This window comes from Vibrio sp. UCD-FRSSP16_30, from assembly GCF_001676025.1.
Taxonomy (GTDB): domain Bacteria; phylum Pseudomonadota; class Gammaproteobacteria; order Enterobacterales; family Vibrionaceae; genus Vibrio.
The window spans coordinates 104,118-124,410 of record NZ_LZFW01000002.1 but is presented as its reverse complement, the minus strand read 5'-3'; the positions used below and the strand labels follow the sequence as shown (position 1 = coordinate 124,410).

The following is a 20,293-nucleotide window of genomic DNA, read 5'->3' as shown; positions in this document are numbered from 1 at the left end:
TCATACTGTTTATCATTAATAATAAAAAAGGCCAGCAATGCTGACCTTTGGTTGAATCTTTATCGTGTGCTTGAATGCGTGTTATTACAAGCGCTGCTATTGGAACGCTTCTATTAAAAACGCATCTATTGGAAGCGCATCTATTGAAAACGCATAGATAAATCCATCGCCTTTAAGTGCTTAGTTAACGCACCTACAGAAATGAAATCAACACCTGTTTCCGCCATTGGGCGAATGGTTTCCAAAGTGACATTACCTGAGTTTTCAAGTACTGCGCGTCCGTTATTGATTTCTACAGCTTCTCTCATCATATCTAGAGTAAAGTTATCTAGCATGATGATATCTGCGCCAGCATCAATGGCTTTGCGTAGTTCATCAATGCTTTCTGTTTCTACTTCAACCGGTTTACCCGGAGATAACTCTTTAGCAGTCGAGATAGCTTGCTTAATACCGCCACAAGCAATGATGTGGTTTTCTTTAATCAGGTAGGCGTCAAATACTCCAATACGATGATTAAAACCACCACCACAAGCCACTGCGTATTTTAATGCATTACGCAGACAAGGTATGGTTTTGCGAGTATCAAGCAATTTACAACCTGTACCTTCTATTTTACTGGCATATTCATCCACAACCGTGGCACACCCGGATAAGGTTTGAATAAAGTTCATTGCATTACGCTCGCCAGTAAGCAAAGTACGAGCAGGGCCGCTAAGAGTACATAGTGTCTGGTTAGGTTCGACTTTATCACCATCTTGAACATGCCAAGTAATAGTGACTTGTCCGCCTAACTGTTTAAAAACTTCATCAGCCCACATTTGTCCACAAAACACACCATATTCACGAGTAATAATGGTTGCTGTGCCTTGTGTGTCTTCGGCAATTAAATTGGCGGTGATATCTACGGACGCATCTAATGTGCCGCCGAGATCTTCTTTAAGAGTGTCCTCTACAGTGCGAGAAACTTCATGTGGTAATTGTTGCTTTAGGTACGCCAAACGAGCGTCACTGTCGTGGGTATTTTTCATATCCAAAACTATCACTATGTTGTCTAAAACTGATTTGTGCTGAATGATACTCTGGCTTGAATTATAATTCAGCAATAATTGCTCACAGGGAAGAAAAATGTCCACTCACTCATGGTATTCATCTGCGAAAATTGTCCCTTCTCCTCATTGTGATAATAGACCCGATCCTGATGATATCTCGCTACTGGTCATTCATAACATCTCGTTGCCGCCAGCAGAGTTTACGCAAAATAATATAGAGGCTTTCTTCTTAGGCAAACTCGATGCTAGCGTACATCCTTTTTTTGAAAGAATTCGTGACATGAGAGTCTCGGCTCATTGCCTAATTAAACGTGATGGTGAGGTAGTGCAGTTTGTCCCTTTTGATAAGCGCGCTTGGCATGCAGGAGTTTCATCTTTTGCTGGCAGAGAAAAGTGTAACGATTTTTCAATAGGCATCGAATTAGAAGGGACGGATTATATCGCTTATACCGATGCCCAATATAATGCCTTAACCGCGCTTACCCACTACCTATTAGAGCGATACCCTCAAATTGTCCCCTCCAGAATAACCGGCCATCAATACATTGCTCCGCAACGAAAAACCGATCCCGGATTGTCATTTCATTGGTCTAGGTTTTCGAAGATGATTGCAAAATAATGAATGTTTGATAAATTTGTCATACAAATAGAGGTGGGCGCATACTTGCTTCGGTAATACGACTCTCATTAACATTTGCTTAACTATATGCCGTTTATTTAGTGGGATAATGTTATGAGATTCTGTGTTTTATGATTTAAATCAAGTTTTCCTAGACAAATCTAAAATTGATATGTTAAGTTTCGCGTCAAGTTAAAATTGGTAATACCAATTAACAACGCTACTTAACATTACGCAGGGTGTAGAGACTGAGATGAAAAAAGTTTCCTTTCAAAGTATTCGCCAACCTAAGCTATCGGATGTGATAGAGCGTGAGTTAGAAACATTAATTTTGGATGGGATCTTATCTCCAGGGCAGCAATTACCGCCGGAGAGAGAACTTGCTAGGCAATTTGATGTATCTAGACCATCGGTACGTGAGGCAATTCAAAGGCTAGAAGCCAAAGGGTTGCTAACTCGTCGTCAAGGTGGTGGAACTTTTGTTTGTGAATGCTTGTCTTCTAACTTAACGGATCCGCTTTTAAATCTTCTTGCTAGCCACAGTGAGGCGCAAAGAGATTTACTAGAGACACGTCATGCACTGGAAGGTATTGCAGCTTATTTTGCCGCGTTAAGAGGAACAGTTGAAGATTTTCAACGCATTACTCAGTGCCAAGAAATGCTCAGTGTTCCAGAAAATAGTGATGATATTGAGAGTGAAGCAAAAGCAATCATGGAGTTTTTGATTGCGATTGCAGAAGCCTCGCACAATGTGGTTTTACTGCATATTGTTCGTAGCTTGTCTCCATTATTACAAGATAATGTATTACAGAACTTGCAACTATTGCATGGTCATGCTGATGCATTACAAAGGTTAAGTGATCATAGAGAAGGCATTGTTACCGCAATTACTTCAAGGGAGCCACAGCGCGCCCGTGAACTATGTGAAAGTCATTTAGCCTTTATCGATGAAACATTGTCGGATTTGACGCAAGAGCAGGGCAGAAGAGCTCGTTCATTACGTCGAATTCAACAGAATAAATAGTAAGCTTTTGCTTAGGGTATGTGGCCCTAGTAGTTGACCTAACTTAATAAAAAAGGATAGTTCGCAATGTCTGATAAGAAGAATGACGTTGATGCTCTGGAAACTCAAGATTGGTTAGAAGCCCTTGAGTCAGTAGTACGTGAAGAAGGTGTAGAACGTGCACAATTCTTACTAGAACAAGTTCTAGATAAGGCGCGTTTAGACGGTGTTGATATGCCAACTGGCATTAACACAAATTACATCAATACCATTCCAGCAGCTCAAGAGCCTGCTTACCCTGGTGATGTAACACTTGAGCGTCGTATTCGCTCAATCATTCGTTGGAACGCAATCATGATCGTATTGCGTGCTTCTAAGAAAGACCTAGACCTTGGTGGTCACATGGCTTCTTACCAGTCTGCTGCTGCATTCTATGAAGTATGTTTCAACCACTTCTTCCGCGCTCCAAATGAGACGGACGGTGGTGACTTAGTTTATTATCAAGGTCACATTTCTCCAGGAATCTACTCTCGCGCATTCGTTGAGGGTCGTCTAACTGAAGAGCAACTAGATAACTTCCGTCAAGAAGTTGATGGTAAAGGTATCCCTTCTTACCCACACCCTAAGTTGATGCCTGAATTCTGGCAGTTCCCAACTGTATCTATGGGCCTAGGTCCTATCTCTGCTATCTACCAAGCACGCTTCCTTAAGTACCTTGAAGGCCGTGGTCTGAAAGAAACTTCAGCGCAACGCGTTTATGCTTTCCTAGGTGATGGTGAGATGGATGAGCCAGAATCACGCGGTGCAATTTCTTTTGCTGCTCGTGAAAAACTGGACAACCTATGTTTCCTAATCAACTGTAACCTACAGCGTCTAGATGGCCCTGTAATGGGTAACGGTAGCATCATTCAAGAACTTGAAGGCCTATTTAAAGGCGCAGGTTGGAACGTTGTTAAAGTTATCTGGGGTAGCAACTGGGATTCACTACTAGCGAAAGACACCACTGGTAAGCTTCTTCAACTAATGAACGAAACTATCGATGGCGACTACCAAACATTCAAATCTAAAGATGGCGCGTACGTACGTGAGCACTTCTTTGGTAAATACCCTGAAACAGCAGCACTTGTTGCCGATATGACTGATGACGAAATCTTCGCTCTTAAGCGTGGTGGTCATGATTCATCTAAACTGTTTGCAGCATTCAACAATGCAAAAGAAACCGGTGGCAAGCCAACTGTAATCCTAGCTAAAACTGTTAAAGGTTACGGCATGGGTGATGCAGCTGAAGGTAAAAACATTGCACACGGCGTGAAGAAAATGGACATGACTCATGTTCAACATCTTCGTGACCGTCTAGGCCTGCAAGATATTCTTTCTGATGAGAAAGTAAGCACACTGCCTTACTTGAAACTAGAAGAAGGCACGCCTGAGTATGAATACATGCACGCTCGTCGTAACGCTCTACACGGTTACACACCAGCGCGTCTGCCTAAATTCACTCAAGAATTTAAAGTACCTGAACTAGAAGAGTTCGCTCCTCTACTTGGTGCTCAAAAGCGTGAAATCTCTACTACTATGGCGTATGTTCGTACTCTGAACATTTTGTTGAAAAACAAAAATATCGGTAAGAACATTGTTCCAATCATCTGTGACGAAGCTCGTACATTTGGTATGGAAGGTCTATTCCGTCAGATTGGTATTTACAACCCGCAAGGTCAAGAATACACACCTGAAGATAAAGGTATCGTTTCTTACTACAAAGAAGCAACTTCTGGTCAAGTTCTTCAAGAAGGTATCAACGAACTAGGTTCTATGGCGTCTTGGGTTGCAGCTGCAACTTCATACAGCACTAACAACCTACCAATGATCCCATTCTACATCTACTATTCTATGTTCGGTTTCCAACGTGTTGGTGACATGGCATGGCTAGCAGGCGATCAACAAGCTCGTGGCTTCCTATTAGGTGCTACAGCCGGTCGTACTACACTAAATGGTGAAGGTCTACAGCACGAAGATGGTCACTCGCATATCCAAGCGAACATCATCCCTAACTGTGTTTCTTACGACCCAACATTTGCTTATGAGCTAGCAGTTATCATGCAAGACGGTATTCGTCGCATGTACGGTCCTGAGCAAGAAAATGTTTACTACTACCTAACAGTAATGAACGAAAACTACGCAATGCCAGCAATGCCAGAAGGCGCTGAAGAAGGCATTCGTAAAGGTATTTACAAGCTAGAGTCTCACGAAGGCGCGAAAGGTAAAGTTCAACTATTGAGCTCAGGTACTATTATGAACGAAGTTCGTAAAGCAGCTGAAATCCTAAGTGCAGAGTACGGCGTAGCATCAGATGTGTTCTCAGTAACCTCTTTCAACGAATTGACTCGCGATGGTCAAAACGTAGAGCGTGACAACATGCTACACCCTGAAGCTGAAGCGAAAGTACCTTACATTACAACTGTTCTAGGTGATGCGCCTGCAATTGCAGCAACGGATTACATGAAAAACTACGCAGAGCAAGTTCGTGCTTACGTTCCTGCTGAGTCTTATAAAGTGCTTGGTACAGATGGCTTCGGTCGTTCTGATAGCCGTGACAACCTACGTCGTCACTTTGAAGTTAATGCTGGCTACGTTGTTGTTGCTGCACTGACTGAGCTTGTTAAGCGTGGTGATGTTGATAAGTCTGTAGTGGTTGACGCAATCGCTAAATTCAATATCGACACAGAAAAAACTAACCCGCAATTTGCGTAAGACTTCCATTAAGTAAGGGTAATAAACAATGGCAATCGAAATTAATGTACCTGACATTGGTGCTGATGAGGTTGAAGTAACTGAGATTCTTGTAAACGTTGGCGACAAGGTTGAAGAAGAACAGTCACTGATCACTGTTGAAGGCGACAAGGCTTCAATGGAAGTTCCTGCATCTCAAGCGGGTATTGTTAAAGACATCAAAATTGCTGAAGGCGATTCAGTAACAACTGGTTCTTTAATCATGATTTTCGAAGAAGCTGGTGCTGCGCAAGCACCAGTAGCCCCAGCAGTTGAAGCGGCTCCAGTAGCTGCTCCTGCAGGTGCAACTGAATTGAAAGAAGTACACGTACCAGACATTGGTGGTGATGAAGTTGAAGTCACTGAAATCATGGTTGCAGTTGGCGACACAGTAGAAGAAGAGCAATCTCTTCTAACTGTAGAAGGCGACAAAGCTTCAATGGAAGTTCCAGCACCGTTTGCAGGTACTGTTAAAGAAATTAAAGTAGCTTCTGGCGACTCAGTTACTACTGGCTCTCTAATCATGGTATTTGAAATTGGCGCTAGCGCTCCAGTGGCAGCGGCACCAGCTGCGGCTGCACCAGCACCTGTTGCAACAGCTTCTGCAGTTCAAGAAGTGAACGTACCAGATATCGGCGGTGATGAAGTTGAAGTAACTGAAATCATGGTTAAAGTTGGCGATACAGTAGAAGAAGAGCAATCTCTAATTACTGTTGAAGGCGACAAAGCTTCAATGGAAGTTCCAGCACCATTTGCAGGTACAGTTAAAGAAATCAAGATTGCTGAAGGCGATTCAGTAACAACGGGTTCTTTAATCATGGTATTTGAAACTGCGGGTGGTTCAGCGCCAGTAGCTCCTGTTGCACAAGCAGCAGCGCCTGCTCCAACAGCGGCACCTGCAGCGCCAGTAGCATCTGCTCCTGCAGCTGCGCCAGCGGCTAACGATTTCCAAGAGAACCACGAGTATACTCATGCTTCTCCGGTTGTTCGTCGTCTAGCTCGTGAGTTCGGTGTTAACCTTTCTAAAGTTAAAGGTACTGGCCGTAAGAACCGCATTCTTAAAGAAGACGTTCAAACGTTTGTTAAAGATGCGCTTAAACGTCTAGAGTCTGGTGCAGCTGCATCAGGTAAAGGCGACGGCAGTGCACTTGGCCTACTACCATGGCCAAAAGTGGACTTCAGCAAGTTTGGTGAAACTGAAGTTAAGAAACTTTCTAAAATTAAGAAAATTTCTGGCGCTAACCTGCACCGTAACTGGGTAATGATCCCGCACGTTACACAGTGGGATAATGCTGATATCACTGAAGTTGAGAAGTTCCGTAAAGAGCAGAACGCATTCGAAGCTAAGAAAGACTCTGGTATCAAGATCACACCACTTGTGTTTATCTTGAAAGCAGTAGCGAAAGCGCTTGAAGAGTTCCCAGCAATGAACTCATCTCTTTCTGAAGATGGCGAAAGCATCATTCTTAAGAAATACGTGAATGTTGGTATCGCAGTAGATACGCCAAATGGTCTAGTTGTTCCTGTATTTAAAGACGTGAACAAGAAAGGCATTTACGAGCTTTCTGCAGAACTTGCAGCAATTTCTAAGAAAGCACGTGGCGGTAAATTAACTGCATCTGACATGCAGGGCGGTTGTTTCACTATCTCTAGCCTAGGTGGCATTGGTGGTACTGCGTTTACTCCAATCGTGAATGCTCCAGAAGTCGCTATTCTTGGTGTTTCTAAGTCTGAAATGAAGCCAGTTTGGAATGGCAGCGAGTTTGTTCCTCGTCTAATGCTTCCACTGTCTCTATCATACGATCACCGAGTGATTGATGGTGCAGAAGGAGCTCGTTTCATTAACTTCTTGAACCAGTGCTTGAGCGATATTCGTCGTCTAGTAATGTAATAAAGCAGAGCAGCTCGCAAGAGCTGCTTTTCTCACTCGCGGTGTTGGCTAAAGTCAAATGTAGTACGAGTGATTTTTTCGCAATTCATTAACAAAATTGGACGGAATCTAAGAAAAGATACGTCGAATTGTTGTATAGCTCACAGCCTAAATGGAATTAGTTTTCTCTTAGTTTACAAGTTTGTAAACTAGGGTGACGCAATTACCCAATTAGCCTGTTAGGGATAATGACTAAAAGAGGTCAAAATGAGCAAAGAAATTAAAGCCCAAGTTGTAGTACTTGGTTCTGGTCCTGCTGGATACTCTGCCGCTTTCCGTTGTGCAGATTTAGGTCTTGAAACGGTACTTGTTGAACGTTACAGCACTCTAGGTGGTGTATGTCTAAACGTGGGTTGTATTCCATCAAAAGCACTTTTACACGTATCTAAAGTTATCGAAGAAGCAAAAGCGATGGCTGAGCACGGTGTTGTATTTGGTGAACCAACGACTGACATCGGCAAGATCCGCATCTGGAAAGAAAAAGTTGTTGATCAACTTACTGGCGGCCTAAACGGCATGGCTAAGATGCGTAAAGTGACGGTTGTTAACGGTTTCGGTAAATTTACTGGCCCGAATACAATTCAAGTTGAAGGCGAAGCGTCAACAACAGTGACTTTTGATAACGCAATTATTGCAGCGGGTTCACGCCCAATCAAACTTCCGTTCATTCCACATGAAGACCCACGTATTTGGGATTCTACGGATGCACTTGAGCTGAAAGAAGTACCAGAGAAACTGCTTATCATGGGTGGTGGTATCATCGGTCTTGAGATGGGTACGGTTTACCACTCTCTAGGTTCTAAAGTTGACGTTGTTGAGATGTTTGATCAAGTTATCCCAGCTGCGGATAAAGACATCGTTAAAGTCTTCACTAAGCGCATTAAAGACAAGTTCAAGCTAATGCTTGAAACTAAAGTAACAGCGGTAGAAGCAAAAGAAGACGGTATCTACGTTTCAATGGAAGGCAAAAAAGCACCAGCTGAAGCTGAGCGCTACGATGCAGTTCTAGTGGCTATCGGTCGTGTTCCTAACGGTGCACTTATCGATGCTGAAAAAGCAGGTATCGAAGTTGATGAGCGTGGTTTCATTAACGTTGATAAGCAAATGCGTACTAACGTACCTCATATCCATGCTATCGGTGACGTTGTTGGTCAACCAATGCTTGCGCACAAAGGTGTGCATGAAGGTCACGTAGCGGCTGAAGTTATTTCTGGTAAGAAACACTACTTCGATCCTAAAGTGATTCCATCAATCGCGTACACTGAGCCAGAAGTTGCATGGGTTGGTAAGACTGAGAAAGAAGCAAAAGCTGAAGGCATTAACTACGAAGTTTCTACTTTCCCTTGGGCTGCTTCTGGTCGTGCAATCGCATCAGATTGTGCTGACGGTATGACTAAGATGATCTTTGATAAAGATACTCATCGTGTAATCGGTGGTGCTGTTGTAGGTACTAACGGTGGTGAACTTCTTGGTGAGATTGGTCTAGCTATCGAGATGGGTTGTGATGCGGAAGATATCGCATTGACTATCCATGCTCACCCAACGCTACACGAATCTGTCGGTCTAGCGGCTGAAGTATTTGAAGGTTCTATTACTGATCTTCCAAATAAAAAAGCAGTTAAAAAGAAGTAATTTCTTAACAACTGAAAATTAAGATTTATTATAAACCCAGCTCTTTGGCTGGGTTTTTTTTTCGGTTTGAAAATTAGTTTGTTACAATGCATGCCCATTTAACATCAACTGGCTTTTTACAGTTATAGAACAGCAAAAAAATAATCTTTTGCTCAAATTTTCCAGTCTATAGCTATAGTTGATGCGAGCCCAGTATACGAGAGAACAGTATGAAACATACCGTAGAAGTGATGATTTCTGAACAAAAGGTTCAGGAAAGAGTGCAGCAGCTTGGTGCATTAATTAATGAACACTATAAAGACAGCCAAGAGCTTGTCGTTGTAGGTCTTCTACGTGGATCATTTGTATTTATGGCCGATTTATCTCGCGCTATAACCGTTGACCACAGTGTTGATTTTATGACTGCATCTAGCTATGGCAATAGCATGGAGAGCTCTCGTGATGTACGTATCCTTAAAGATCTGGATGATGATATTAAAGGTAAAGATGTACTGCTAGTTGAAGATATTATCGATACCGGTAATACCTTGAGCAAAGTGTGTGAGATCTTATCTATTCGCGAACCAAAATCTATTCAGATTGCTACTTTGCTTGATAAGCCTTCTCGTCGCGAAGTGCATGTGGATGTTAAGTGGATTGGTTTTGAAATCCCAGACGAATTTGTCGTGGGTGTCGGTATTGATTACGCACAGAAATATCGCAACCTTCCTTACATTGGTAAAGTGATCCCATTATAGAAAGCAAAAAGCCAATACTCATGTTAAATGGGTATTGGCTTTATTAGTGACTGAAATTAATCTTGTTTTAAGATTTTAGCCATAGCTTCTGGGAAGTTTTGCTCTAAGGTTTCATGGCTAGAACAACGAACACCAAGGTCTTCAAGCTTGCCGTCCCCGATACCGTAGACAACGCCGTGAATTTCGACTTCTTGTCCTCGCTCCCATGCAGACTGCATGATAGTCGAGTTAGCTAAGTTGTAGACTTGGCCAGCAACGTTAATTTCACACAGTTTGTCGGTTCTTTCTTCGGGTGACAGTTTATCTAGCATGTCGCGATGTTTTAGGTATAAGTCACGAATATGCAGTAGCCAGTTATTGATTAAGCCTAATTTAGGGTTCTCAATAGAGGCATTAACACCGCCACAGCCATAGTGACCACAGATAATAACGTGTTTCACTTTTAGTACATCGACAGCGTATTGCACTACAGATAAACAGTTTAAATCGGTGTGAATGACTTGGTTAGCAACATTACGGTGAACAAACAACTCTCCAGAAAAGAGACCGGTTAATCGTTCTGCAGGAACTCGGCTATCTGAGCAACCAATCCACAGGAAGTCAGGGTTCTGTCCCTGTGCTAATGTCGTAAAGTACTCAGGTTCATCAGCTTTGAGGGAATGAGACCATTTGGAATTGTTCTCAAATAAAAGTTTAATTTCTGGCATGGTAAGTCCTTTTTTAAATCTTAGGCTACTATACCTAAAAAATCATCAAATCAAATCGGATTTGTGACAAATAATCATAGAGAAATCAACTTCATATGTATGCATTAGAAATAGAGAATCTACGAAAAACGTACAAAGGTGGCTTTGAAGCGTTAAAAGGTATCTCCCTTCGTGTTAAAAAAGGGGATTTTTACGCCTTACTTGGGCCTAACGGCGCAGGTAAGTCGACAACCATTGGTATTATTTCATCTCTAGTGAATAAGACCTCGGGTAATGTATCGGTTTTTGGTCATAATCTTAGTCAAGATTTGGAGCTTGCGAAGCAATATTTAGGCTTGGTTCCTCAAGAATTTAATTTCAACATGTTCGAGACAGTTGAACAAATCGTACTACAGCAAGCAGGTTACTACGGTGTATCTCGTGCTGATGCGAAAGAGAGAGCTAAGAAATACCTCACCCAATTAGACTTATGGGACAAACGTAATGAACGAGCACGAAGCCTGTCTGGCGGCATGAAGCGTCGTTTGATGATCGTTCGAGCGTTGATGCATGAGCCTAAGTTACTCATTCTAGATGAGCCTACAGCCGGGGTTGATATTGAACTGCGCCGCTCAATGTGGGGCTTTTTGCAAAAGATTAATGAAGAAGGGATCACTATTATCCTAACCACTCATTATCTTGAAGAAGCAGAAATGCTTTGTCGCAATATTGGCATTATCAATCATGGTGACTTAATTGAAGACACCAGCATGAAAAGCCTACTAGGTAAGCTTAAGGTCGAAACCTTTATTTTAGACTTAGAAGAAGGCGCTAAACCTGAGCTACTTGACGATGTGGTAAGCCAGAACTTTATTAATGGCTCTCTTGAAATTGAATTAAAGAAAGATCAAGGGCTTAACCATGTATTTGCTCAGCTTAGCGATGCTGGTATTAAAGTGCTTTCGATGCGCAATAAAGCCAACCGCCTTGAAGAATTATTTGTCACAATAGTGCGAGAAGAAAAGGAACAACAATAATGTATGCCGTTTATTGGACCGCTTTTAAAAGCCTATTACGAAAAGAAATTAATCGTTTTACTCGAATTTGGGTACAGACGTTAGTACCGCCTGCAATCACCATGACCCTTTACTTTATCATATTTGGTAATTTGATCGGTTCGCGTATCGGACAAATGAACGGCTTTAGCTATATGGAATATATAGTGCCAGGTCTTATCATGATGAGCGTGATCACGAACTCTTACTCTAATGTGGCATCTTCATTCTTTAGTGCAAAATTCCAAAAGAATATTGAAGAGTTGTTGGTTGCGCCAGTGCCGACTTACGTCATTATTGCTGGTTTTGTTATGGGTGGGGTAGTGCGAGGAATCTTAGTCGGAAGTATCGTAACGTTCGTCTCATTATTCTTTGTTGATCTGCAAGTACATCACTGGGGAATTATTATTGCGACGGTCTTTTTAACCTCAGTCGTATTCTCATTAGGTGGCTTAATTAACGCCGTCTTTGCCGGAACTTTTGATGATATCTCTATTATTCCGACCTTTATCTTAACGCCGCTTACTTATTTAGGCGGAGTATTTTATTCAATAAACCTGCTTCCTGAGTTTTGGCAGTCAGTGTCTAAAATCAACCCAATCGTATATATGGTTAATGCATTCCGTTATGGATTTTTAGGAGTGTCTGACGTTGATATTGTCAGTTCGTTTACCGTATTAACCATTTTTGTCGCAGTGCTTTTTGCTGTGGCATATAAATTGGTAGATAAAGGTATTGGGCTAAGAAGTTAATGAATATCAATGGTCTAAACTAAATAAAAATGGCAGTTTTAACTGCCATTTTTATTGCGTGTGATTTAATTACAATAGTATTAACTGCTTATTATGTAACAACAAAGCATTCAAATGTCGCAATAATCTGCATATGATCTTGAAGCTCTATCATTCGTAAATCCTCAGGAATATGCTCCTCTATATAACGAACAAAGTTTTTGTCATAGGCAGAATAAAACTCCATATATTCTAAAGGTGCGCCAGGGTGAGTTCGGACAATAACTAGTTGTCCAGATACTGGTTTTTTATCTTTATCAAAATAGATATGTCCAGCATGGTTTAAGCGACCCACAGGGCGACTTTGCCAAACGGTAAAAATACTGGGTTTATTTCCTGTTGGGCACATAAACCGAGTGATGGCCTCATTTTTTGAAGCCTCAGAAAATAATAAATCTATGCCTTTATCAGATATGTCATTAATAGAAAATAACGGCGCTCCATAACGCTTATCTCTATCTAAATGACCCGTCGGAGTAATTGGCCCTTTACCCGTCAGAAGCCATTCCATTGTACATTGAAGAGTCCTACCCAATAAAAAAGCACTATCTGCCATTATGGATTTTTCTGGATGCTGCATGATATTTGTAATTACTGCGCGACTAACCCCTGAATCTTTTGCTAAAGCTAAATTTGACTGAATGTTCAAATCATTCATTCTTTTTTTTATGTTTTTTGCTAAAACAGATTGTTTCGATTGCATATGTTTCCCTACAAGCAATATTGCATTGTATGTGTCATAACGGCTCCAATGCTACACCTCTGAATATTAATGTAATGTGATCTCTAACATACTTCCAAGATCTTAATATATCGTTAAATTAGTGTCTATTTATGGTAAATGTACACTAAGTATTTGTTTTTTATCTATAATGTCTTTTTTGTCATATTTGAAATGTGTGTTTACATTTATTGACAGTGAAAAATTTAATAATCGGAATATATTGGGCGACAAGGTGATTCGTTCGATGAAGTTAGTGCGTTGAACGTGTCGATAGTTTGGTTTGTCTGAATTGAATATTCAGAAAGGTAGAAGATTATGAGAAAATTAACTTTGGTAGCTGCAGCCGTATCTGCAATTATTTCTACAGGTGTATTGGCAAGTAATGCACCTATAATTGGCGAAGGAGTTGATGTAACGACTCCTGCATCAACTCAGGCATATCCTGTCCCCCCTAAAGCTAACGTTCCTACGGCCCCTGTTGCCGAACCTATTGCAGTTAACCCGGTTCCACAACCTATGTTAGTAACTGAGCCGTCAAGTGCTTATCATAAAGTTCCTACAGCTCCTACAGCCCCTGTTGCCGAACCTATTGCAGTTAACCCGGTCCCACAACCTATGTTAGTAACTGAGCCGTCAAGTGCTTATCATAAAGTTCCTACAGCTCCTATTGCCGAACCTATTGCAGTTAACCCAGTCCCACAACCTATATTAGTACCTGCACCGTCAAGTGCTTATCATAAAGTTCCTACAGCTCCTATTGCCGAACCTATTGCAGTTAACCCAATCCCACAACCTATGTTAGTAACTGAGCCGTCAAGTGCTTATCATAAAGTTCCTACAGCTCCTGTTGCCGAACCTATTGCAGTTAACCCAGTCCCCCAACCAATGCCAGTAATTGCACCATCAGAGGCATATAAAATAAAACAACCTGTACCACAAGAAGCTCAAACATTGGCGGTACCAAAAACTCGAGGTGAAACGAATACGCAAAATATCAATGAAGTAGAACAGATTGTTGCAGTTAACACGCAGATAGCTAGTGAAGCAGAGACTAATTCAGAAAATAACGGTAAAGAGATTCAACAAGTGGCTACTACAGTTATTAATGACCATCAAACCATGGTGCAAAATACTGGCGTAGCAACTCATGCGGAACTTCAAGCTGAAGCAAACACTCAAGCAATTGATGAAAATACTCAATTAGCTCATGCGGTAGACGTTCGTTCAACAACTAACGCTCAAGATATTGTAAGTAACTCACAGGCTATTTCATCAAATACTCAAAGTATTGAAACCAATACCAAAGCAATTGATTCAAACACTCAATTAGCGAAAACACTAGATGCTCGCTCAACAACGAATACACAACATATCACTGCCAATACACAGACTATTGATGCGACACAAAAAGTGGTTCATTCAAATACTCAATTAGCTCAAGCGGTAGACGCTCGTTCAACAACGAATGCACAACACATTACAGCTAATACACAAACTATTACTAGTAACACGCACCACATTACTAGCAATACATCACGTATAGATAGCAATGCATTCGCCATTGATAGAAATACGCAAAGTATTGAACAAAACAGCCAAGATATTAAAGGTCTACGTGCTGATTTAGAGCAGCAAGCTAAAATTATGGATGGTGCGATGGCGCAAGGTATTGCGACTAGTTCATTAGTTATGCCATACAATGTTGGTAAAATTAGTACTACGGTTGCGCTAGGTCACTCAGGTGATGCAAATGCGATTGCAGGTGGTGTTGGTGTTCGTTTTACTGAGAACTTCACTGCTCGTTCAAATGTTGCATATGATACCGGTTCTGAAAACGTATCTATCGGTGCTGGTGTGGGTTACGAATGGTAATATAGCTTTACGCTAAAATACTCATTTTCAGATGAAAAGCGGCAATAGGGTGACCTACTGTCGCTTTCGTCATTTTGGGGTAAAGCAATTCATTATGAATCTATATGCAATGGGATGCGTGTGAGTGGTAAAGCTGATATAGGTTAGATGAGATATAAAATTAAACGGCGTTACCATGTCGTAAGTGATTGATTAATAATTGCTTGTAAAGCATGAGTGTTTTTATTTTAGTACTTTTTTAAAAAGTGATTTACTAAAGCCTAAATTTACTGATTTAATGCATATATATCCACACTTAGAAACAGAGAACATGGACAATTCAACTTCTGGAAGTGAGACTATTCAGCCTCCTAAAAATACTAAATTCCAAAATATTGCTATCGCAGCTGTTGTTGTTATTAGTTTAATTGCAATCTTATCCCCAGGCTTTCTGCCGGTGAACTCAGTATTGCTTGCTATTAGCTTAATGATTGCAATGTGCTTACTTCGTTTACCGGTGCCAGTTGCGTTGATATCAGGCGCACTAGTGGGTGGTTTAAATAGTGGCTTAGATATCCATGATACGATTGGCGCTATTAATGACAATCTGGCTGAAGGTGCACAGGTTGGTATTACTTATGTGATGATTGGTGCTTTTGCAGTTGCGTTAGCTCGAAGTGGCTTATTAGATATGCTAGCCAATAAAATGAGCGGTGCGGTTGCCAAAGGAGTTAACTCAAGCTTATTGAAGTGGGGGTTATTTTCAATCTTTATCCTTGCATCAGTGATGTCTCAGAATGTCGTGCCCGTGCATATTGCATTTATTCCGGTGATGATTCCGCCTCTTCTGACTATCTTTAATCACCTTAAAATAGACCGTCGAGCTGTAGCTTGTATTATTGCTTGTTCTATTAGTGTCAGCTATTTACTTCTTCCTACCGGTTTTGGCGCTATCTACTTATTTGAAATCCTTTTGCCTAATTTAAACTCAGCAGGGGCTGACTATGGGTTAGCTGTAGAAGCAAGCCAAGTACCAGCAGCTATGTTTTTACCGGTAATGGGGATTATTGCGGGTATGTTAGTCGCGGTATTCATTACCTATCGAAAACCTCGTGAATATGATGATGAACTGACTAATAAAATGGTTTTTCACTCTGAAGCACCAAACCTAAATCTCAAGCAATTAGTGTTTGTTATCGCGGCTATTGCGGTTGCTCTTGTTTGCCAAATTGAGTTTGATTCTTTACTTGTTGGAGCCATGATTGGCTTTATTTTGTTGAGCTTCTCTGGGATTTTCACCTGGCAACAACAAGATGATGTGTTTACTGAAGGTATGCGCATGATGGTGCAAATTGCGGTGATTATTACTATCGCGGCAGGCTTTGCCGGAGTATTGAGTGCAACAGGTGAGATACCTTCTCTAGTTGAGGCAACTAAATCATTGATTGGCGATAACAAAGCAATTGGCGCGTTATTAATGCTATTGGTTGGTTTGTTTATCACTATTGGCTTTGGTGACTCTTTTGCTAGTGTGCCGATTCTTGCACCTATCTATGTACCACTGGCGCTTTCATTAGGCTTTTCTCCTGCTGCCACCATCGCTTTACTTGGCGCTTCCGCAGCACTCGGGGATGCGGGCTCTCCAGCTTCGACGATTTCTCTTGGGGTTACCTCTGGTTTAAATGCAGATGGTCAGCACGATCATATTCGAGATTCAGTTATCCCTACCTTTACTCATGCAAACTTAGGTATGGTGCTGTTTGCTTGGATTGCAGCTCTTATTCTGTAATCAGATAGACTGATCTGATACTGACTGCGATTGTAAATATCGCTTATAAAAAAGCCCCAATAATTCACGAATTATTGGGGCTTTTTTAATTTTATTATGATGCAGTGCTAAGCGATTTTTACAATGATATTATCGATAAGTCGAACTTGTCCTAAAAATGCAGCCATTAAAATCACCGCTTCTTTTGTCTCACTAGTGACGTTACCCAGAGAGTAGGCATCACAAATAAACAATTCATCAGGTTTCATGCCAGCTTCAATAATCGCCTCCTCTCCTTGACGGATGACAGCATCACTATCGAGGGGAGTTTTAAGCAAATTATCAGCCATTTTTGACATCACCTTGGCAAGGTTTGGTGCGATTGCTCGCTCTTGCTCGGTTAGACGATTGTTGCGTGAGCTTAGAGCGAGTCCGCTTTGTTCTCGAACAATAGAGACAGGGACAATATTAATGTCCATAGCCAAGTCTTCTACCATCTGACGGATAACAGCCACTTGCTGGAAGTCTTTCTCACCAAAGCAGGCAACATCAGGTTGAACTAAATTAAATAGCTTAGTAACGACGGTTGCAACACCTCTAAAGTGACCTGGACGAGAAGCACCTTCTAGCATGCTAGATAGGTGAGGTACTTCAACAAACGTATGCTGAGCAAGTCCATTTGGGTAGATGATTTCTGGTGTTGGAGTAAAGACCAGCTCGGTACCTAATTCGCTAAGTAGAGAAAGATCTTGCTCTAAAGTTCTTGGATAATTGTGTAAATCATCATGATTGCCAAATTGCAGTGGGTTAACAAAAATGCTCACCACAACAATATCAGCTAGCTCTTTTGCCTTGCGCACCAGAGTGAGATGCCCTTGATGCAAATTACCCATTGTTGGTACAAAACCAATGGTTTTACCGGCTTTTTTATAAGCGCGAATCTGTGCACGAAGCTCGGTGGTCTTTTCAATAGTTAGCATGTTCTGTCCTAGGCAATCGTATGGTCAGGGCCAGGGAAGGCGCCACTTTCAACATCGGCAATATATTTGGCTACAGCCAAACGCATATCACCTGTTTCTGCTAGGAAGTTTTTAGAAAACTTAGGCATATAGTTTGCAGCAATACCAAACATATCGTGCATAACAAGAATTTGACCATCAGTGACATTACCTGTACCGATACCGATAACAGGGACATGTAATGCTTGGGTAATGCGTTCAGCAAGAGCGGCAGGAACACATTCTAATAAAATGATTTGTGCGCCAGCAGCTTGTAATTCAAGTGCATCTTTAACCATTTGGTCGGCTTGTTGCTGATCGCGGCCTTGAACTTTAAAACCACCAAAAATATTAACGGACTGTGGTGTTAAACCTAGGTGTGCACAAACCGGTACCGCACGTTCAGTCAACATACGTACTGTTGGCGCAAGCCAAGATCCGCCTTCTAGCTTCACCATGTTAGCGCCAGCCTGCATAAGCTTACCTGCTTCTAAACAAGCTTGCTCTGGCGTTGCATAACTCATAAATGGCATATCAGACATAAGCAAAGTATTTGGACTGCCGGCACGTACGCAGCGCGTATGATAGGCGATGTCTTCAATGGTCACAGGAAGTGTGTCTGGTTTACCTTGAAGCACCATACCTAAAGAGTCGCCAACCAGTAGTACTGGCATCTCTTGTTGTTCAAATAATTGAGCAAAGCTTGCGTCGTAAGCAGTAGAAGATGCAAACTTTCGGCCTTCTTCTTTAAGCTTCATTAGCGTATTGATGGTTACTTTTTTCATTTCTATGCCTTTTACTGGAAGTTGGGCTTTAGCCCCACACTTGCAAGCCGTTTTGATCGACAGATGTGATTAGGTCTTGCAGTGTAGTCCCGTCTGGAAGTATTAAATTAGGTTCAATTTCTAGAAGAGGATAAAGGACGAACTCTCTTACCTTCATGCCGTAATGCGGTACGACTAAGCGTGGTAAATTGATGATTTCGTTTCCATAAAGAATTAAATCGAGATCGAGAGTTCTAGGTCCCCAGCGCTCCTCTTTGCGCACGCGACCCTGCTCGTTCTCTATCTTTTGGGTATTATCCAACAGTTCAAGAGGTTGCAGTGTCGTTTCAATCTTAACTACAGCATTTATGTAGTCTGGCTGATTTTGGGGTCCCATAGGGGTACTGCTATACAGTGATGATGCTTGAATAACGCGACTGTTAGGTAGCTCTTGTAAACTTCTAATTGCCAGTTTTGCCTGTGCAACAGGGTCGCCTAGGTTGCTACCTACAGCTATGTACGCGGTAATCATGAATTTGTTTTCTTCGGCTTTTTCTTGGCAGGACGGCGGCGACGTGTACTGCCGCTTTTATTTGCTGAGTTGCCAAGATCGGTAACCATAGCTTGGCGCATATTACGACCAGAATGTTGGAACGTATGCCACCAGTGAGCAAGTTTTTGAGTCTCACCCAATTCAGCCTGACCGCGCATCTCAAGGAAATCAAAGCCCGCTCTGAATTTATTTAATTCAAGTAGACGGAAAGCTCTCTTACCTGAACGTCTTTCTAAGCGTGATTGTAATTGCCAGATTTCACGAATCGTCGCAGTATGGCGACGAGGAATAGCAGTGCTACGAACTTGCTCATCAAGAATATGATTAGCCGCAGTCATCATCGCATCGTAGTGACTCATGCTCTGCTCTTCAATCAAGCGTTCAGCATAAGCTTCTACTGGGTACCAAAGCATTGCCGCAAAAATGAAAGCAGGGTTAACTCGCTTACCTTCTTGAATGCGCAGGTCGGTAGATTCTAAAACCAGTTCAATCATCTGCTCTGTTTTAGAGTTTTCATCTTCAGTAAACAGTTGAGCGACGGGTGGGAATAAGTGTTCAAATAAGCCAAATTCGCGCAGTAAGTCATAGGTATCGAGACCATGACCTGATTGCAGCAGTTTCAGAGACTCTTCATACAATCGAGCCGATGGAATGCCTTGCAATAGCGAAGCAAGGTGATTGATAGGATCGGCTGTTTCAAAGCTAATATCCATATCCAGTTTTGATGCAAAGCGAATAGCACGCAGCATGCGTACTGGATCTTCTCGGTAGCGAACTTCCGCGTCACCAATTAAGCGCACCATACCTTCATTGAGATCACGCATGCCATTGGCATAATCATGAATCGAAAAGTCAGCAATGTTGTAGTACATAGCATTAATGGTGAAGTCACGGCGCTCTGCATCTTCATCGATGCTGCCATAGACGTTATCGCGCAGTAGCATACCTTCGTCAGACTGAACCGATGTTTGCTTCTCTGGTTGCTGATGGTGGCCTCTAAAGGTGGCGACCTCAATGATGTCACGTCCAAAGATAATATGGGCAAGTCTAAAGCGTCGACCAATTAAGCGGCAGTTACGAAATAAAAGCTTGATCTGTTCTGGAGTGGCGTTAGTCGCAATATCAAAATCTTTAGGTGATTTGCCAAGAAGAAGGTCACGAACTCCGCCTCCTACTAAAAACGCATCGTATCCAGCTTTTTGCAATCGATACAATACCTTGAGCGCATTCTCACTGATATTTTCTCGAGAGATATTGTGTTGGTCTCTTGGGTAGACGTTTAGGTCAATTTTCCCAACTGAGTTATTTGTATCGAAATCAGATGTCATCGAATTTGTCGGTTTCTTTTTTAGTAGGAACAAGAA

The 20,293-nt window shown here is 41.8% G+C and carries 17 protein-coding genes; 10 read left to right on the top strand and 7 right to left on the bottom strand.

The window, feature by feature from the left end; translation table 11 throughout:
- Window positions 1–140: 140 nt before the first annotated feature.
- Complete coding sequence (nadC, locus tag A9260_RS01975) at window positions 141–1,028, bottom strand: carboxylating nicotinate-nucleotide diphosphorylase (RefSeq protein ID WP_068695697.1); 888 nt, start codon at window positions 1,026–1,028, stop codon at window positions 141–143.
- Window positions 1,029–1,125: 97 nt separating this feature from the next.
- Here nadC and ampD point away from each other — a divergent pair, with 97 nt between their 5' ends.
- From ampD to hpt, 6 genes are all read left to right on the top strand, one after another.
- On the top strand, window positions 1,126–1,668 hold the full coding sequence (ampD, locus tag A9260_RS01970; protein WP_068695695.1) for a 1,6-anhydro-N-acetylmuramyl-L-alanine amidase AmpD: 543 nt from the start codon (window positions 1,126–1,128) through the stop codon (window positions 1,666–1,668).
- Between the two features lie 253 nt (window positions 1,669–1,921).
- On the top strand, window positions 1,922–2,692 hold the full coding sequence (gene pdhR, locus A9260_RS01965) for a pyruvate dehydrogenase complex transcriptional repressor PdhR (RefSeq protein ID WP_068695693.1): 771 nt from the start codon (window positions 1,922–1,924) through the stop codon (window positions 2,690–2,692).
- Window positions 2,693–2,758: 66 nt separating this feature from the next.
- Window positions 2,759–5,422 carry a pyruvate dehydrogenase (acetyl-transferring), homodimeric type gene (gene aceE / locus A9260_RS01960; RefSeq protein WP_068695691.1) on the top strand — a complete coding sequence of 888 codons (2,664 nt, stop codon included), beginning with the start codon at window positions 2,759–2,761 and terminating at the stop codon, window positions 5,420–5,422.
- A 28-nt stretch (window positions 5,423–5,450) separates the two neighbouring features.
- Window positions 5,451–7,331 (top strand): pyruvate dehydrogenase complex dihydrolipoyllysine-residue acetyltransferase, encoded by a 1,881-nt coding sequence (aceF, locus tag A9260_RS01955; protein WP_068695689.1) that lies wholly within the window; start codon window positions 5,451–5,453, stop codon window positions 7,329–7,331.
- A 246-nt stretch (window positions 7,332–7,577) separates the two neighbouring features.
- A complete protein-coding gene (lpdA, locus tag A9260_RS01950) occupies window positions 7,578–9,002 on the top strand; it encodes a dihydrolipoyl dehydrogenase (RefSeq protein WP_068695687.1) in 1,425 nt (474 codons plus the stop codon).
- A 209-nt stretch (window positions 9,003–9,211) separates the two neighbouring features.
- Entirely contained in the window at window positions 9,212–9,739 is a 528-nt protein-coding gene (hpt, locus tag A9260_RS01945; RefSeq protein WP_068695685.1) for a hypoxanthine phosphoribosyltransferase, read from the top strand.
- 56 nt (window positions 9,740–9,795) lie between these two features.
- Here hpt and can read toward each other — a convergent pair whose 3' ends face one another.
- On the bottom strand, window positions 9,796–10,446 hold the full coding sequence (gene can / locus A9260_RS01940) for a carbonate dehydratase (protein WP_068695683.1): 651 nt from the start codon (window positions 10,444–10,446) through the stop codon (window positions 9,796–9,798).
- Window positions 10,447–10,541: 95 nt separating this feature from the next.
- Here can and A9260_RS01935 point away from each other — a divergent pair, with 95 nt between their 5' ends.
- A complete protein-coding gene (locus A9260_RS01935; RefSeq protein ID WP_068695681.1) occupies window positions 10,542–11,462 on the top strand; it encodes an ABC transporter ATP-binding protein in 921 nt (306 codons plus the stop codon).
- On the top strand, window positions 11,462–12,232 hold the full coding sequence (locus tag A9260_RS01930; protein ID WP_068695679.1) for an ABC transporter permease: 771 nt from the start codon (window positions 11,462–11,464) through the stop codon (window positions 12,230–12,232). The genes A9260_RS01935 and A9260_RS01930 overlap by 1 nt, the downstream gene beginning before the upstream one ends.
- Before the next feature lie 91 nt (window positions 12,233–12,323).
- Here A9260_RS01930 and A9260_RS01925 read toward each other — a convergent pair whose 3' ends face one another.
- Window positions 12,324–12,974, bottom strand: a complete 651-nt coding sequence (locus tag A9260_RS01925) for a hypothetical protein (protein ID WP_068695677.1) — start codon at window positions 12,972–12,974, stop codon at window positions 12,324–12,326.
- Between the two features lie 336 nt (window positions 12,975–13,310).
- Between A9260_RS01925 and A9260_RS01920 the strand changes: the two genes are divergently transcribed.
- Both A9260_RS01920 and A9260_RS01915 read left to right on the top strand, forming a co-directional pair.
- Window positions 13,311–14,867: a YadA-like family protein gene (locus A9260_RS01920; RefSeq protein ID WP_068695675.1), complete on the top strand. Its 1,557-nt coding sequence runs from the start codon at window positions 13,311–13,313 to the stop codon at window positions 14,865–14,867.
- Window positions 14,868–15,177: 310 nt separating this feature from the next.
- The gene (locus A9260_RS01915; protein ID WP_082957008.1) at window positions 15,178–16,635 is read left to right on the top strand and encodes a Na+/H+ antiporter family protein; all 1,458 of its coding nucleotides are present in this window, start codon (window positions 15,178–15,180) and stop codon (window positions 16,633–16,635) included.
- A 107-nt stretch (window positions 16,636–16,742) separates the two neighbouring features.
- Here A9260_RS01915 and panC read toward each other — a convergent pair whose 3' ends face one another.
- Genes panC through pcnB form a run of 4 tightly spaced genes read right to left on the bottom strand, consistent with a single transcriptional unit; the run spans window position 16,743 to window position 20,257 of the window.
- Window positions 16,743–17,594: a pantoate--beta-alanine ligase gene (gene panC, locus A9260_RS01910; protein ID WP_068695672.1), complete on the bottom strand. Its 852-nt coding sequence runs from the start codon at window positions 17,592–17,594 to the stop codon at window positions 16,743–16,745.
- 8 nt (window positions 17,595–17,602) lie between these two features.
- The gene (panB, locus tag A9260_RS01905; protein ID WP_068695670.1) at window positions 17,603–18,397 is read right to left on the bottom strand and encodes a 3-methyl-2-oxobutanoate hydroxymethyltransferase; all 795 of its coding nucleotides are present in this window, start codon (window positions 18,395–18,397) and stop codon (window positions 17,603–17,605) included.
- A gap of 28 nt (window positions 18,398–18,425) precedes the next feature.
- Entirely contained in the window at window positions 18,426–18,908 is a 483-nt protein-coding gene (gene folK, locus A9260_RS01900) for a 2-amino-4-hydroxy-6-hydroxymethyldihydropteridine diphosphokinase (RefSeq protein WP_068695668.1), read from the bottom strand.
- Complete coding sequence (gene pcnB, locus A9260_RS01895) at window positions 18,905–20,257, bottom strand: polynucleotide adenylyltransferase PcnB (RefSeq protein WP_068695666.1); 1,353 nt, start codon at window positions 20,255–20,257, stop codon at window positions 18,905–18,907. Before pcnB ends, folK begins: the two co-directional genes overlap by 4 nt.
- Window positions 20,258–20,293 lie beyond the last annotated feature (36 nt).

Excerpts from the sequence above, each read along its gene's own strand:
- nadC (WP_068695697.1), bottom strand. The coding sequence starts at position 1,028 with ATGAAAAATACCCACGACAGTGACGCTCGTTTGGCGTACCTAAAGCAA.
- ampD (WP_068695695.1), top strand. The coding sequence starts at position 1,126 with ATGTCCACTCACTCATGGTATTCATCTGCGAAAATTGTCCCTTCTCCT.
- pdhR (WP_068695693.1), top strand. The coding sequence starts at position 1,922 with ATGAAAAAAGTTTCCTTTCAAAGTATTCGCCAACCTAAGCTATCGGAT.
- aceE (WP_068695691.1), top strand. The coding sequence starts at position 2,759 with ATGTCTGATAAGAAGAATGACGTTGATGCTCTGGAAACTCAAGATTGG.
- aceF (WP_068695689.1), top strand. The coding sequence starts at position 5,451 with ATGGCAATCGAAATTAATGTACCTGACATTGGTGCTGATGAGGTTGAA.
- lpdA (WP_068695687.1), top strand. The coding sequence starts at position 7,578 with ATGAGCAAAGAAATTAAAGCCCAAGTTGTAGTACTTGGTTCTGGTCCT.
- hpt (WP_068695685.1), top strand. The coding sequence starts at position 9,212 with ATGAAACATACCGTAGAAGTGATGATTTCTGAACAAAAGGTTCAGGAA.
- can (WP_068695683.1), bottom strand. The coding sequence starts at position 10,446 with ATGCCAGAAATTAAACTTTTATTTGAGAACAATTCCAAATGGTCTCAT.
- A9260_RS01935 (WP_068695681.1), top strand. The coding sequence starts at position 10,542 with ATGTATGCATTAGAAATAGAGAATCTACGAAAAACGTACAAAGGTGGC.
- A9260_RS01930 (WP_068695679.1), top strand. The coding sequence starts at position 11,462 with ATGTATGCCGTTTATTGGACCGCTTTTAAAAGCCTATTACGAAAAGAA.
- A9260_RS01925 (WP_068695677.1), bottom strand. The coding sequence starts at position 12,974 with ATGCAATCGAAACAATCTGTTTTAGCAAAAAACATAAAAAAAAGAATG.
- A9260_RS01920 (WP_068695675.1), top strand. The coding sequence starts at position 13,311 with ATGAGAAAATTAACTTTGGTAGCTGCAGCCGTATCTGCAATTATTTCT.
- A9260_RS01915 (WP_082957008.1), top strand. The coding sequence starts at position 15,178 with ATGGACAATTCAACTTCTGGAAGTGAGACTATTCAGCCTCCTAAAAAT.
- panC (WP_068695672.1), bottom strand. The coding sequence starts at position 17,594 with ATGCTAACTATTGAAAAGACCACCGAGCTTCGTGCACAGATTCGCGCT.
- panB (WP_068695670.1), bottom strand. The coding sequence starts at position 18,397 with ATGAAAAAAGTAACCATCAATACGCTAATGAAGCTTAAAGAAGAAGGC.
- folK (WP_068695668.1), bottom strand. The coding sequence starts at position 18,908 with ATGATTACCGCGTACATAGCTGTAGGTAGCAACCTAGGCGACCCTGTT.
- pcnB (WP_068695666.1), bottom strand. The coding sequence starts at position 20,257 with ATGACATCTGATTTCGATACAAATAACTCAGTTGGGAAAATTGACCTA.